9 protein-coding genes are annotated in these 15370 nt (G+C 62.1%); 6 read left to right on the top strand and 3 right to left on the bottom strand.

From position 1 onward, the window contains the following. Positions 1-12 precede the first annotated feature (12 nt). The gene (locus HGK27_RS29560; protein ID WP_206244350.1) at positions 13-3396 is read right to left on the bottom strand and encodes a glycosyl hydrolase; all 3384 of its coding nucleotides are present in this window, start codon (positions 3394-3396) and stop codon (positions 13-15) included. 158 nt (positions 3397-3554) lie between these two features. After that, positions 3555-4421 (bottom strand): helix-turn-helix domain-containing protein, encoded by an 867-nt coding sequence (locus HGK27_RS29555; RefSeq protein WP_241127611.1) that lies wholly within the window; start codon positions 4419-4421, stop codon positions 3555-3557. A 290-nt stretch (positions 4422-4711) separates the two neighbouring features. Here HGK27_RS29555 and HGK27_RS29550 point away from each other — a divergent pair, with 290 nt between their 5' ends. From HGK27_RS29550 to HGK27_RS29525, 6 genes are all read left to right on the top strand, one after another. Next, positions 4712-5728 (top strand): LacI family DNA-binding transcriptional regulator, encoded by a 1017-nt coding sequence (locus tag HGK27_RS29550; RefSeq protein WP_206244348.1) that lies wholly within the window; start codon positions 4712-4714, stop codon positions 5726-5728. 117 nt (positions 5729-5845) lie between these two features. Further along, complete coding sequence (locus tag HGK27_RS29545) at positions 5846-7156, top strand: MFS transporter (RefSeq protein WP_241127609.1); 1311 nt, start codon at positions 5846-5848, stop codon at positions 7154-7156. Then, a complete protein-coding gene (locus tag HGK27_RS29540) occupies positions 7153-8124 on the top strand; it encodes an amidohydrolase family protein (RefSeq protein ID WP_206244347.1) in 972 nt (323 codons plus the stop codon). The genes HGK27_RS29545 and HGK27_RS29540 overlap by 4 nt, the downstream gene beginning before the upstream one ends. Positions 8125-8206: 82 nt before the next feature. Continuing rightward, the gene (locus tag HGK27_RS29535; RefSeq protein WP_206244346.1) at positions 8207-9499 is read left to right on the top strand and encodes an aminotransferase class V-fold PLP-dependent enzyme; all 1293 of its coding nucleotides are present in this window, start codon (positions 8207-8209) and stop codon (positions 9497-9499) included. A gap of 199 nt (positions 9500-9698) precedes the next feature. Next, positions 9699-11822, top strand: a complete 2124-nt coding sequence (locus HGK27_RS29530; RefSeq protein WP_206244345.1) for a TonB-dependent siderophore receptor — start codon at positions 9699-9701, stop codon at positions 11820-11822. A 212-nt stretch (positions 11823-12034) separates the two neighbouring features. Further along, entirely contained in the window at positions 12035-14113 is a 2079-nt protein-coding gene (locus HGK27_RS29525; protein WP_241127607.1) for a putative bifunctional diguanylate cyclase/phosphodiesterase, read from the top strand. Between the two features lie 12 nt (positions 14114-14125). On the opposite strand, the gene HGK27_RS29520 is transcribed toward HGK27_RS29525, so the two are convergent. Then, positions 14126-15139 (bottom strand): SMP-30/gluconolactonase/LRE family protein, encoded by a 1014-nt coding sequence (locus HGK27_RS29520; RefSeq protein ID WP_206244344.1) that lies wholly within the window; start codon positions 15137-15139, stop codon positions 14126-14128. Between the last annotated feature and the right edge of the window lie 231 nt (positions 15140-15370).

Raw genomic sequence — 15370 nt, 5'->3', positions numbered from 1 at the left:
TGCCTCGCGATCCTATTTCGCCTCGCCCTGCAGCGTGACCGGTCCCAGCAGGCCCGAGGGGCGCAGAGGCGCATCGGGGCGATAGGTCGGCAAAGCGGTCCAGGTCACCTTGCTGGTCACATTGGGCTGGGCGTCGCCGATCAGCCGGTTGATCCACAGATTGGCGACACGCACCGTCAGATGATTGCCGCCCGGATGCACCAGCTTGCCCAGATCGATGCGATAGGGCGTATGCCAGACAATTCCCGCCGATGTGCCATTGACGCTCACCTCGGCCAGCTCATGCACATCACCCAGATCGAGCCACATTGGCTGCCCGGCTTTCCATCCCTTGGGCGCGGCGAAATCCTTGCTGTAGGTCGCCACGCCCGAGAAATACTTCACCCCGGCATCGGCATTCTGCTCCAGCCCGGCCAGTTGGGGCAAGGTCACCGAAGCGGGAGCGCCACGCCCTTGCTGGAACTCGACCTTCCACGGCCCCGCCAATTGCCCCAGCGCCACGGAGGCTTTGGGCGCCACCACCGCCGAAGCGGGCCCCGCCTTGCGGAACACCACATAAAGCGATTCCTCGCCCGCCAGCTTGAGCGGTACGATGATTTCGTCGCCCTCGCTGCGATAGCTGACCGGTTCGGACTTGCCGCTTTCCGCATGCCAGATCTCGGGCCGCATGCCGGTGACGCGGAAATGAGCCTCGATGGTCTCATCACGCAACTGGCGGTTGACGAGGAAATAGGCGTCGCCATCGGGCAGTTTGCGGTGCAGGAAAGGAATATCGCTGTCGGCCTGACCACCGGTGTAGCGGAAATCCGAGCCCACCCCGATCCCGGCCAGCGCCGCCTCGGCATCGCCCGATGCGATCACCCGCCCCTTGCCCACCGTGGCCGTGCCAGACCCCGGCCAAAGCTGGCCCAGCAAGGCATCATACGCCTGTTTTGCGTCCGGTGTCGCGGTATCGGCGAGGCTGGGATTGTGGGTGGGCTTCAGGCCGATCACCGTGGCTCCGCCCTCCACCAGCGCATGAATGCGGCGCAGCGTCGCCAGCGACATCTCGCGTGAAGATCCGCCCAGATAGAGCGCCTTGTAACGCGCGCCGCCCGGGGTGGTCAGCTCGGCACCATCATTGCTCAGCGCCGTGTTCAGTGCATCATTGTTCACGAAATCATAGGCATGCGTCTTGGGCGCATCCGCCACCAGCTGGTGCCCATAGAGCCCCGTCAGCGGTGCTTCCTCGCCATAGACATAGCCAACATCGGCCAGATTGCGGCCCTGCTGCAGCATCAGCGCATTACGGCTGATGTAATCGACCCAGGCCCTGGCCAGCGGCGCCCAGGCCTCATGCCGGTTGAAATATTGGCCGAAGATCATCAGCGACAGGCCCGGCACCTTGTCATCCACCGGCTGATGGACGCTGGTGTGGATCACCGGGCGGTTCACCCCGGTGACGAACTCCAGATCGATCACATGCTTCAAGGTACGCGGGGAATCCGCCCAATAGGTCAGGGCCGAGGTCATGCTTTCCGCCGCGACCAGATTTTGCCCATAGATATGCGCCACACTGGCCGCGCCCTTGATGTCCGCAACATAGCTGGGGTTGGGCTGCTTGTCGCGCGGGAAGGTCCACATGGCGGACATCGGAATATCGGTATGGCTGCGCATCGCCATATCGTCCCCCAGCGAGGGGCGATTGTCTTCCAGCGCCTCGCCATAGACTTTCAGGCCCTGCTCATGCGCGGCCTTGGCGATGGTGCCGTAATGCTCCGAAGCCATGAGTTCGGCCAGCGTGCGGCGGTAGTCGAAGAGGAAACGGTCGGCATCATCACGGCTGCCGATCAGCACGCCGGACAATGTCGGCAGCCAGGGGGTGGGATCATAGCCACGATGGGCCTTGAATTGTTCGATCATCCTGGGCGTCCAATTCGCGGCACCCACTTCGATGGAGTCGGTCAGCAGCGCACGAATACCATGAGCGCCGAGCATGCCGGGCCCGGCGGCATCCTTATACATCGCCAGATAGTGATCGATGTAGCGCCTTACCGCCTCGCCATCGAATTTATCGACCTCAAGCCCGGTGGCTTCGGGCGGGGCAGGATGGTTGGTGGTGCCCAGCAGCGAATAGCCCATCTGGATGATCCGCCAATTGCCCTTCGGCGCCACCCAATCGAGGCTGCCATCGGGCTTGAGATGGCTGGTGATATCGATCACCTGCGAAGGCGCGGGCCCGGCAGCGCCATCCTTCGGCCCGCCCAGCGAGAAATAGTCATTGACCAGCGCGAAGCCCGCCTTGGCCTCGAACTGATCGATCGCGGCGGCGTTGGACAGGCGGAATTGCCGCAGCGAGATCGTGTCCCCCTTGGGCGGCGCCAGCAGGTTGACGTCGATGATCCCTTCCGCCGGAGCACCAAGATTGGAACCGGCAAAGGGCAAAGGCGTCAGCACCAGACGGAAGGTCTTCGCCGTCACCGGCGCGAAGCTGACGGTGCTGGGCACTTCGGTCATCGGCACATCGGCGATCTTTTGCCAGCTCTGGCCGTCTTCGCTGGCTTCGAGTGCGACCGCCAGGGTGGCCTTGGCGAACATCGTCTTGGCGCCGGCAATAAAGATATTGGCCGAACGCATGGTCTGCGGAGCATCATATTGATACGTGACAGTTGTCGGCGCCTCAGCCGTGCCGCGTGGCACATCCACACCCGTCACCAGATCGTCGCCACGCAGATGGCCGGGATCGATGCTCTTGCCGCCCGAGACGAAACCCTTGGGCGTGCCCTCCGCCACCGCCGTATCGGGCACGGCCAGCACCGCGATCGAGCCGCCATATTTGGGCGCTTCAGCCACCTTGCCGCCCGTCAGCGATTCCAGAATGCCCGAGGGAATAGGCATGTTCTGGAAAGGCCCGGTCACCCCGGGAAGCGCAGCAAGGCGCCCCCTGAAGGGCTTACCGCCCGCGATGCGGGTTTCGCTCCACACCAGCTTTTTAAGACCATCCTCCGGCTTCACCCACGGCCCGCCGGTTTCCGACCAACCGGGCGAGGAAGCAATGGTCAGCTCCAGCCCCAGCCTTTCAGCCTCGCTCGCGGCGAAATGGAAGGCATCCTTCCACTCGGGCGTCATATAGACCAGTCGCTGGGGCACGATCTGGGGCGTGCGCAGATTGGCGTCGAAGTTGGTCATGCCGCCGATGCCCACGGATTTCATCCAGGCAAAGTCCTTGGCGATGCCATCCTTGGTGACATTGCCGTTCATCCAGTGCCACCACACGCGCGGACGTGCGCTTTCGGGCGGATCGCGGAACTGCTCCTCCAGCGATGGTGAAGATTGCGCCCACGCCGAGGCCGACGTCACCGCAGCGGCGGCAAAGATGGTGAAACGCAAGAATTGCGCCTTACGCTTGGCAGACATCAGCACTCCCTCTTTCCATCACTTATTGGCTGTGTTTGGATGAGGTTAAGTATCGATAGGCCGCGCCCTTATGTCCTGCACGATCCGCACCGGGCCTGCCTAAAATTTCCCGCACCTTGTCATTTTATGAGAATGATATCCATAAAATGGCAAAACCGTCAGTGAAGCAGGCTGCGGCGATAGGCCCCGGGCGTCATGCCGGTCTGGCGACCGAAGACGCGCGTCAAATGTTCCTGATGACTGAACCCGGCCGCTGCTGCAACCTGGGCAATCGGCATATCCGCGGCCAGCAGTTCTCGTGCGCGTTCGACCCTTTTTTCAATCACGAACTGATAGGGTGGTTTGCCCGTAGAACGCTTGAACTGCCGGGCAAAATGAATGGGGTTGAGGCCGACAGATGCCGCAATGTCCTCAATATTAAGCGGCTCTTCCAGCCTTTCCTCGATAAAGCCGGCGATCTTCTTAAGTTGAGATGATGTCAGCCCATTCACCTTGGGATCAGGTCGACGAATACCACTGGAATGCGCTGTCACCAATTGCGCCGCGATCCAGCGGGCCACGCCATCGGCGAAATAATCGCCCAACCCTTCGGCCAGCATACGGCAACAGGTTTGGCCGAGGCGTTCGATCAGCGGGTCATGGTCGCCCAATCGGGGCAGGATTTCGATGGCATCGGGATCGCCCTTGCACAATTCGGCGGCGGCGGTGCGCAATACGCTGTCCGGTACGTAGAGCCGCAGGGTTTCCAGCCTTGCATCCAGACGGACGCCGAAATCATAGCCCGCCGGCATCAGGAACATTCCGCCCGGGCGCACCTTGGCCCGCGCGATCCCGCCGTCCAGCTCCCGTTCCAGAGTCACCGGCCCGCTCAGATGCAGCGCAAGGAAGTGGCTGTTATGAGTTGAAAATTTTCCATGATACGGCTGCTCGATCTGCCGCGAGGCATAGAGCGAAGACCAATCCAGCCCTTCGCTGCTGGCCACAATCTGATGATCCGGTTGGAATGCTATGCCATCCGCGTTCACCGCCGTCAGCGGTCCCACTGTCCAGTCCATCGCCCCTGCCTCTCGTCTGTACGGACCTTATGAAATCCGTTACATTTATCTTATGTCTTAAATCTCCCGAGATTGTCTTCGGTGTCAACCACCAAAAGGCAAATATTCATCCAATAGGCCATAGTCTTGAATTTGCTGACTATGTTTCCAAAGGATCGACGGCTTGTTCCTCCATGACCCCATACGACTCGCCACTGATGGCGCCGAGCCACCCAACCCCCATCTTGTCAGGCCGCCCGTCGTGAGGCAGGGATAGCGCCATGGCTACCATTCAGGACGTTGCCGCTCTGGCGGGCGTTTCAACCGCCACCGTTTCCCGAACGCTCAGCGCGCCCGACATCGTGTCCGAAACGACGCGCAAGCGGGTGCAGGCAGCTGTGGCCAAGCTGAATTACACACCCAATGCCGCGGCCAAGATCTTGCGCACCACGCGCACGCGCAAGATTCTCGTGATGGTGCCGGATATTTCAAACCCGTTTTACTCGGTGGTCATTCGCGGCATTGAGGAAAGCGCTCATCAGGCGGGCTATTCCGTGCTGCTGGGCGACACACAATATGACAAGGCGCGAGAGAACCAATATGCTGAAATGTTTCAGCGCAAGGAAGCCGACGGGCTGATCGTCCTGGCCAGCGGCGTGCCCGAAGCGCTGCGCTATACGGTGAAACGATCGCCGGATCGCCTAGCCATCGTCAACGGCCATGACTACGATCCCGACCTCAATGTGCTGAGCGTCTATATCGACAATGCGGCGGCCTCTCGCGATGTGATCACCCATCTTTATGGCTTGGGTCATCGCCATGTCGCGATCCTGGCCGGGCCTGACAACCACACGCTGGACGGCGCCCGCCTGAAGGGCGCTCTGGACTGCGCGACCAGCTTTCCCGAACCCATGGCGCTGCACGTAACAGCCGGAGGACTGCGCGCCGAATCCGGCTTCAGGCGGACGCTGGATCTTCTCGGCGCGTCCGATCGTCCGACAGCCATCTATTGCTTCAACGACGAACTGGCGATGGGCGCCCTTTCCGCTATGCGGCGGCTTGGCTTGCGCTGCCCTGCGGATGTTTCGCTCGTCGGCTTTGACGATACGCGTTACGCCCGCATGATGGACCCGCCGCTGACAACCGTGCGCCAGCCTATGAAAAACCTCGGTAAAACAACGGTCAATCTGTTGCTGGAGGTTCTGGACGGGGACAAGGCGGATCTCGGCTCGATCAAGCTGCTTCATCGCCTGATCTTGCGGGAAAGCACCGCTCCTGCCGCTACTCCTGCGCCCTGAGACACGATCCGCGCCACAATTGCGATTGCCAATTACTTCAATATACGGCATCCAGTCCCACATAACAGGATTTATCGACGCCCGATCCATCAATCGCGGCGCGGATGGAGTGGTGCCGTGGTGCCTGACGCACAGCAGGACAGGGCGACGCGTGTGTCGCTTCCCCGGATCGTCCGGCTGCTCGATGCGCGGCTGATGCCCTTGCTGCTGCTGATGTATGTGCTGGCCTTTATCGATCGCACCAACATCGGCTTCGCCAAGGATGCCTTTCAAGCTCGGACTGGTATCAGCAATGCGGCCTATGCGCTTGGGGCATCGATCTTTTTCACCGGCTATGCCTTTCTGGAAGTGCCTTCCAACCTGCTGCTGCAGCGCTTTGGCGGGCGGATCTGGCTGGCGCGCATCATGGTCAGCTGGGGACTGGTTTCCGCCGCAATGTTTCTGGCGCAGGGCGAAAAATCCTTCTACCTGCTGCGCTTTCTGCTCGGCATTGCCGAGGCAGGCTTTTTCCCGGGCGTGGTCTTCTACCTCACCAAATTCTATCCCGAGCGGTTTCGTGCCCGCGCCATGGGGCTGTTCTATGTCGGTGCCCCGCTCAGCTTTATTGTGGGTGGGCCGATTTCCGGAGCCTTGCTCAAGCTTGACGGGCTGATGGGGTTGGCCGGGTGGCAATGGCTGTTTCTGGTCGAGGGGCTGCTGGCCTCGCTGGTCGGCTTGCTGGCTTTCTTCCATCTCCCTGATGGGCCGGAGCAGGCGCGCTGGCTGACCTCTGCGGAAAAGCTCACCCTGCAGGCCCAGCTTGCGCAGGAGCATGGCACCCCGCACCATATCGGACTTTTCCGCGCTTTGCGCTCGGGGCCAGTGCTGTATCTTGGCGTGATCTATATGCTGATCCAGATGAGCGTCTACGGCTTGGTCTTTTTCCTGCCGAGCCAGATCGCGGCCATCATCGGGCGCAGCGTGGGCTGGGAGGTGGGTGTGCTCTCGGTGGTGCCATGGACGGCGGCGCTGGCGGCCACGCTGATCTTCCCCGCTCTGGCAGACCGCACCGGGCGACACGCCCTGATCGCCGCGCTGATCTTTAGCGCTGCCGGTCTCGGTCTGGCCGGGTCGGCATGGGCGAGCAGCCCGGTGCTGCTGATGGCCAGCCTCAGCCTTGCCGCTGCCAGCTTTATCGCGGTGCAGCCGGTGTTCTGGGCGCTGGCCAGCAGGCATCTGCCCAAGGCTCAGGCGGCGGGAGCCATCGCCTTGATCAACGCGCTGGGTGCGGCAGGCTCGTTTCTGGCGCCCAATGTGCGCGTTGCCATCGAGAACGCCCTGCATTCCTCCACGGCGGGTATTCTGGCGCTTGCCCTTTTGTGTTTCCTTGGCGCGATGATGCTTTTTGCATGGACATCACGCCCACAACCCCAATGGATCGACCGATGACGACAGCCACCTTCTCCCGCCGCGGCGCCCTGATCGCCGCCGGAGCCGCCAGTACCACCGCCCTGCTGCCAACATCGGCCTTCGGCGGCACGTCGACAAGGCCGATCATCGACACGCATATCCATCTCTTCGACCCCACTCGCCCTCACGGTGTGCCCTATGCCGGGCCTGATAAATCCCCCACGCACACCACAGGCTCGCTGCCCGCTGGCTACGCCGCCCATGCCAGACCGCTGGGCATTGTCGGTGCCATCGTGGTCGAGGCCAGCCCCTGGGTGGAGGACAATCTCTGGGTGCTGGAGCAGGCCGCCGCCAACCCGATCATCCTTGGCATGATCGGCAATCTGCGCCCCGAACGCCACGATTTCGCCGAATTGTTCGGGCGGTTCCATCGCGATCCGCTGTTCCTGGGCATCCGCTATGGCAATCTGTGGGATTACGATCTGGCAGCGCAGTCGCGCAATCCGGCCTTCCTCGATGGGCTGAAGCGCCTTGCCGATGCCGATCTGGTGCTGGAAACGGCCAATCAGGATATCGCCCTGCTTGAAGCCGCGCTGCGCGTCAGCGATGCTGTGCCAAACTTGCGCATCGTGATTGACCATCTGGCCGCCTTCGATCCCAAGCCAAGCGACCAAAGCGCCTATCAGGCCGCGCTGCGCAACTTTGCCGGCCGGCCTCAGATTTTCTGCAAACTCTCCGAAGTGATTCATCCGGTGGGCGGAAACGCCCGCACCGATCTGCCAGCCTATCGCGAAAAGCTCGATAACCTCTACGCCACCTTCGGCGAGGACCGCGTGACCTTCGGCAGCGACTATCCGCAGTCCGACAGCGTCGCCACGCTGCCTCAGGTGGTGGGTTTGGCCAAAGCCTATTTCGCGGGGAAATCGCCCGCCACGCAGGAGAAATTCTTCTTCCAGAATTCCCGACGGATCTACAAATGGCAGGCGCGCGGCGCTCTGAAGGGATAAGCATCGTCCCGCTACGTCATTTGCCCGGTTAACGTAACATTGTATCCTGCCACAAGCCTTCCAAGCTTGTGGCAGGATCATCATGACCAATCGACGCGAATTTCTGATGCAGACAGGTGCCATCGGCATGGCCGCAATCAGCAGGCCCGCCCTGAGCCAGCCGGGCGCGGCGGAAACCACCTCCACCGATTGGGCAGCGATGGAGCGCGAGATGGACGCGCTCTACACCGTCGACCGCCGCATTGTGAATTTCGATGCCGCCTATTACGGCGCCATGACCCATCCGGTGGAGGCCGCCTATCGCGAGAAAATCGCCTGGGTGAACCGCTACAACTCCACCTTTCTGCGCGATATGGTGCCGGGCGCCTCCCGTGATATCGAACTGGGCAAGTCTCGCGATGCCGTGGCAAAGCTGATCGGCGCCAAACCCGATGAGATCGCGCTGGCCGGTGGTGGCACCGAGGCGCTTTATGCGCTGATCGCCAATTATCGCCCGATCAAGCCGGGCGACGCGGTGATCTATGCGGATGTCGATTATGACGAAATGCAATATGCCATGGATTACCTCGGTGAAAGCAGGGGCGCCAAGGTGGTCCGTTTCTCGATCCCCGAGCCGCATACGCGCGCCAACATTCTGGCCGCCTATGAGAAAGTGCTGAAAGACACGCCCCGCGCCAAGCTGCTGCTGGTCACCCATGTGTCCAACCGCAACGGGCTGATCCCGCCGGTGGCCAAGATCGTGGCCATGGCCAAGGCGCGCGGGGTGGACGTGATCCTCGATTCCGCGCAGGCGGTGGGCCTGATGCCTTTCGATGTGACGGCGATCGGCGCGGATTTCATCGGCTTTTCGCTGCATAAATGGATCGGCGCGCCGCTGGGCGTGGGCGGCATCTATATCCGCAAGGAGCGGCAGGCCGACATTGGCCGCTGGCTGGGCAACCGCATCTATGCCGAGGATGATATCCGCGCCCGCATCCCCTCCGGCACCGTCGATTTCGCCGCACGGCTGACCATTCCTGCTGCCATCGATGTGTTGGACCAGATCGGCATCGAGCGGAAATATGGCTTCCTGAAGCATCTGCGCAACCGTTGGGCGGATGGCGTGCGCGATGTTCCCGGCCTCTCGCTGATGCTGCCCGATGAGCCGGGCAATTACGGCGCGATCAGCGCCTTCCGCCTGCCCGGCATGAAGACCATCGAGCAGGCGAAACAGGCTCAGGCGCGGTTTGTGCAGAAGCATGGCGTGCTGGTGGTGGCCAAGGCCGGGCTTGCTGCCGGGCCGGGGCTGCGTGTTACCCCTGCCCTGTTCAACACCGCCGCCGAGCTAGACCAGCTGATCGCAGCCATTCACGCTGAAAAAGCCATGTTCGCCTGAGGCCAACCGACCGCAGCGCGGGCCTATTCCTTCAGCGGGGGATGGAGGCCCGACGAAGCCACGGTCCAGTCCTATGGCCGCGCCATGCGCAACAAGATCAATGGCATAATCAAATATTGATATTGACTTGCAACAGCACTCATCGCTAACGCGCGCAACAGAGGGGGCGTCATCATTTTGCGCTTATAGGAGTTCCCGGATGAAATCTCACATGGTCGCCCTTGCGATCGGCACCGCCATCTGCGCGCTGTCAGCCCCTGCCCTTGCGGCAGAGACAGCCCCCGGCGGCAATTCCGAGATTGTCGTCACCGGCACAGCCGCAGCGCAGCAGACTGCCTCCGCAACGGGTCTTCCGCTGAGCGTGATCGACACACCTCAGGCCGTGACCGTGATCGACCAGCAGAAGATCAGGGATTTCGCGCTCACCAATGTCAACGACCTGCTCGACACCGTGCCCGGCGTGAATGTCGAGCGGATCGAGACCGACCGTACGCAATATGACTCGCGTGGCTTCGGCATCACGAACTTTCAGGTCGATGGCATCGGCCTGCCCATGCTGGACAGCACGCTGGTCTATGGCGCGCTCGACACCGCTTTGTGGGACCGGGTCGATGTGGTGCGCGGCGCCAATGGCATGATGACGGGCGTGGGCAATCCCTCGGCCACGGTGAACTATGTGCGCAAGCGCCCGACGCAGACCTTTCAGGCTTCGGTCACCGCATCGCTGGGCTCTTATGGCGAGCAGCGGATCGAGGGCGATATCTCCGGCCCGCTCACCAGAGACGGCAGCGTGCGTGGCCGGCTGATCGGCGCGCATGAGGAAAGCGATTCCTATCTCGATTACTACAGCGTCAACCGCACCGTGCTGGGCGGGATTGTCGATTGGGATGTCTCCTCGAAGCTGAAGGCCACGGTGGGCTACAGCCGCCAGCAGAACAATTCCAACGGCGTACTGTGGGGCTCGCTGCCGCTCAGCTTCTCGAATGGTCAGCAGATCACGTCCTATCCGCGTTCCGCCAGCACCTCGGCGCCGTGGACCTATTGGAACACGCGCAACCAGAGCGCCTTTGGCGAATTGAGCTATGATCTGGGGCACGACTGGAAGCTGAAGGGCGTCTACACTTGGAACCGCACGCAATATCAGGCCAAGCTACTTTACGCCTATCCTTACGCCGATCAGACAACCGGGCTGGGACTGACCGGCTTCTCGGGCATCTATCCCGCCGACTATCAGCAAAATATCTTCGATGGCTATGCCTCTGGCCCGGTGGAACTGCTGGGGCGCAGGCACGACGTGGCCTTCGGCGTTTCCACGGGCCGCACCCATACCAAGGAATGGGCCGGAGAATCGGACGCCACGATCGACTACCCCTCGATCTATGAGCTGGGCCAGACCATCGTGCCCCAGCCCAATTATAGCGATCCCTATCTGGCCGCCGATATCGTGGATACGATCACCCGCGTCTATGGCTCGGTGCGCTGGAATCTGGCGGATCGCCTGAAAGTGATCAGCGGCTTTTCCGCCACCTGGCTCAAGAGCACCGGCAGCAGCTATGACGTGGATCAGAGCCGCAAGAACAGCAAGGTGACGCCCTATGTCGGCGCGCTGTATGACATCACGCGCAACATCAAGCTCTACGGCAGCTACACCAGCATCTTCAACCCGCAGAGCCAGGTGGGCATCGACAACCGCCGCCTCGATCCGGCCACCGGCAACAGCATCGAGGCTGGCGCCAAGAGCCAGTGGTTTGGCGGGAAGCTCTATGCCAGCGCGGCCTGGTTCCGCGCCCGGCAGAACAACATCGCCGAATATGCCGGCACCTTCGGGCCCGGCGGGGCGGGGCAGGAAGGCGGCTCCTATTACGATGGGGTGACCGCCACCTCGCAGGGCATCGAGTTGGAAGTGGCGGGCAAGGTCACCAACAACTGGACGCTAAGCGGCGGTTACACCGGCTTTTCACTGCGCTCACCCGATGGCAGCAGAGCCTTCACCTATATCCCCAACCACACCTTCAAGCTTTCCACCACCTATGCCATTCCCAAGCTGCATGATCTTAAGCTGGGCGCCAATGTCCGCTGGCAGAACGGCACCTATTACGTCGATACCGGCGTGCAGGATGCCGAAGGCAATGATGGCGTCATCCGCCAGAACGGCTATGCCGTGGTGGATCTGATGGCCAGCGCGCAGGTGGTCGATCATCTGCGGGCGTCGCTCAATCTGCGCAATGTCGGCAATGCCAAATATCTCAACAGCCTGTCGGGCGGTCAGGCCTATTATGCCGCACCGCGCACGATCATGGGATCGCTCACCTTCACCTATTGATGAAGCACAATGCCCGCCTGCTTTTCGACCAGGGAAGCAGGCGGACATCATCGGGCGAGGGTTTCGGCACAAATTTACCACGAGGACGCGATCCGGCGCCCTGTTTTCTCAACGCTTTGCCACGCCGCGACACGATGCAAAGGCTTGCTGCAATGCACCTAAAATTAACATTCCCTGTATAACCGGGTATCTCCTTAATAGAGAGCCAATTCGTGTCGCATTCCTTGCCTCAGGTCGCAGTCGCCTCTTCTATCTCGCCCGACATCGATGCCATGATGTCCATGGAGGTTGATCGCCGACTGCGAGAGGTCATGGATGCCCTGCCCGAAGGCATTGTCTATCTCGACAATCAGGGCCGCTACCTTCTCTGGAACCAGAAATACGCGGAGATTTACGCGAAATCGGCGGATCTGTTCCAGCCCGGCATCCGTCTGGCCGAAACGCTGCGCATCGGCATCGCGCGCGGCGACTATCCCGAAGCGCAAGGCCGCGAGGACGCCTGGCTGGAAGAGCGCATCGCCCTGCTGGAAAACCCCGGCGAACGCCATGAACAGCGCCTGTCGGACGGTCGGGTCATTCTGATCGAGGAGCGCAAGACCTCGGATGGCGGCACCATCGGCCTGCGCGTCGACATCACCGAGATGAAGCAGCGCGAGGAAGCGTTCCGCTTGCTCTTCGAAGGCAATCCGGTGCCCCTGCTGGTCTATGACCCGGCCACCGAGACGGTCCACAGCGCCAATGACGCTGCCGCCGAACATTTCGGCTACCACGCTTCGGCGCTGGCAGGCCTGCCCGCAAGGCGCCTCTTCTCCGAGGAGGACTGGCCCGCGGCGCGCGAACTGCTGAAGACCACCTGCTCGCAGCGCGAACAGTTCTGGCGCCAGCGCAGCGCGACGGGCGAGCCGCTCGAAACCGTGCTCTTCACCCGCCAGACCTGCCTCAACGGCGAGAAGGTGACCATCGTCTCGCTCTTCGACGTGACGGAACGCCGCCGCGTGGAAGCACGCATGACCCATATGGCCCGCCATGACGAGCTGACGGGCCTCTCCAACCGCGCTCATTACCGCGAATTGCTGGGCGAGGCTCTGGCCAACCGCCGCCCTTATGAGACGGTGACCGTAGCGCTGGTCGATCTCGATCATTTCAAGCAGGTCAACGACACATATGGCCATCTGATGGGCGATACGCTGCTGGCCAATGCTGCGGCGCGGATGCGCGAGCTGATCCCGGCCCGCGCACAATTGTGCCGCATCGGTGGCGACGAATTCGCGGTGATCTTCCGCAATTCCAGCCTTGAGCAGATCGATGTGGTGATCAGGGCGATCACGGCGGTGATGGCCCGCCCCTTTTACGCGGGCGACAACACGCTGCATATCGGCGCCACGGTGGGCGTCGCCACCTGCCCACATCATGCCGAGGATGAGGGAACGCTTTCACGCTATGCCGATCTGGCGCTCTATGCCGCCAAGACCTACAAGCGGGGCACGGTGCGCCATTTCGAGCCCGCGATGGACCATGCCGCCCAGGAAAAGACCCGGCTGGAAAACGACCTGCGCGAAGCCGTGCAGCGCGGTGATCTCGATGTGCATTACCAGCCTCTGATCAATCTGGGCTCAGGCGAGATCGAGGGCTACGAGGCCCTGCTGCGCTGGACGCATCCGGTGCTGGGCCCGATGCCGCCCGACCGCTTCGTGCCCATCGCCGAGGAGATGGGGCTGATCGACACCATCGGCCAGCATGTACTGCGCACCGCCTGCCGCGCCGCGCTGGACTGGCCGGCGCATATCACCATCTCGGTCAATGTCTCGCCGTTGCAGTTCCGCTCGGGGCAGTTGCTCAACACGGTGGTGCAGGCGCTGGCAACGTCGGGCCTGCCGCCGCAGCGGCTGGAACTGGAGATCACCGAAGCCGTGCTGATGGAGAAGGGTGAGCAGACCGCCTCCACCATCCGTAGCCTGCGCGCCATGGGCGTGGGGCTGTCGATGGATGATTTCGGCACGGGCTATTCCTCGCTGCGCTATCTGCTTGCCTATCCCTTCACCAAGATCAAGATCGACAAATCCTTCGTCACCGACATGGAGGAGAACGACAATTCCTTTGCCGTGATCCGGGCGGTGGTCACGCTTGGCCGCAATCTGGGCATCACGGTGACGGCAGAAGGCGTCGAGACCGAACGCACGCGCGACATTCTTCAGGCGGAGGGTTGCGCGCAAGGTCAGGGCTATCTGTTCGGACGGGCGCAACCTGCCGAAACGATCGCTCCGGCCGTGGCGATGCCTCAGTTCGGGTAAGCAGGCGGGGCTTTAACGCCCGGCCACGCCCTGCGCCTTCACCCGCATCGCATAAAGCGAGGTGCTGGCCGCCATCAGCAGCAGGCGGCGATCCTCTCCGCCAAAGGCCAGATTGGCGCAGCGCTCCGGCAAGGCGATATGGCCAATCATCACCCCGCGCGCCGGGGAAATCACCGCGACCCCATCGAGCCCCGGGCCTCCACCCCAACCACACCAGAGATTGCCCTGCGTATCGACGCGAAATCCATCCGCCAGCCCCGCGCCGCAATCGAAGATGACCCGTCGATTGGCGAGCCGCTTGCCGCCATCCACCACATCATAACGCACCAGCAGGCGATGCGGGACGGCCCGCGCCTCGACCACATAAAGCGCGGCCTCATCCGGTGAAAAGACCAGACCGTTGGGCCCGGGCATATCGCCCATGGCCATGGTCACCGCGCCCGAATGGGGATCGATGCGGTAGATGCGCCCGGTGGTCATCGGGGCCTGCATCCCCTCGACAGGATTGGGACCGAAGGCTGGATCGGTAAACCAGATCGCACCGTCCGATGTGCAGACGATGTCATTGGGGCTGTTGAAGCGCTTGCCCTCGAATGTGCTGGCCAGCGTGGTGATCGATCCGTCATGTTCTGTGCGGGTGATGCTGGCGGTGAGATGCTGGCAGGTGACCAACCGCCCCTGTCGATCGATGGTGTTGCCATTGGCATTGTTGGCGGGCTTGCGAAATTCGGACACGGCGCCCGTGGCTTCGTCCCAGCGCATCATGCGGTTGCTTCGGATATCGCTGAAGACCAGTGCGCGGCTGCCGGGCAGCCAGACCGGCCCTTCGGCCCATGTGAAGCCGGTGGCCAAACGCTTTGGCACAGCATGGGCATCGACGCAGCGGGCAAAAGCGGGGTCGAGGCTCTTGAGCGGAGTGGCGGTTTCAGCACTCGTTTCAGCTGCCATTGCCGGGCCTTTGGTCATCATGCTGCTCACGGCGAGGCCGCCTGCTGCGGCCAGTGCGGATCGTCTTGAAAACTGCATGTGCTCTCCTTTGGGGCTCTTGCGCTTCTGCCCTAACCGCCGTTCCACCGATCAGAAGGGGTAAGCCCGGCGATCCGCTCGCACCACGTCCAAGACGGGATGGATCGATCCCGATCCCGCATCAAATCCTGCCCGCCGCATGCCTTGACATGCAGACATCGTGGTTTCCGCAACATGTGTCTTACGGTTCTTGACAGGCCGCCTGTCCCTATGCAAATCCTATGACACCGG

The organism is Novosphingobium terrae, from assembly GCF_017163935.1.
Lineage (GTDB): Bacteria > Pseudomonadota > Alphaproteobacteria > Sphingomonadales > Sphingomonadaceae > Novosphingobium > Novosphingobium terrae.
The sequence above is the reverse complement of the archived record's forward strand: the minus strand, read 5'-3'. Positions and strand labels throughout refer to the sequence as shown.

Excerpts from the sequence above, each read along its gene's own strand:
- HGK27_RS29550 (WP_206244348.1), top strand. The coding sequence starts at position 4,712 with ATGGCTACCATTCAGGACGTTGCCGCTCTGGCGGGCGTTTCAACCGCC.
- HGK27_RS29540 (WP_206244347.1), top strand. The coding sequence starts at position 7,153 with ATGACGACAGCCACCTTCTCCCGCCGCGGCGCCCTGATCGCCGCCGGA.
- HGK27_RS29520 (WP_206244344.1), bottom strand. The coding sequence starts at position 15,139 with ATGCAGTTTTCAAGACGATCCGCACTGGCCGCAGCAGGCGGCCTCGCC.
- HGK27_RS29560 (WP_206244350.1), bottom strand. The coding sequence starts at position 3,396 with ATGTCTGCCAAGCGTAAGGCGCAATTCTTGCGTTTCACCATCTTTGCC.
- HGK27_RS29535 (WP_206244346.1), top strand. The coding sequence starts at position 8,207 with ATGACCAATCGACGCGAATTTCTGATGCAGACAGGTGCCATCGGCATG.
- HGK27_RS29530 (WP_206244345.1), top strand. The coding sequence starts at position 9,699 with ATGAAATCTCACATGGTCGCCCTTGCGATCGGCACCGCCATCTGCGCG.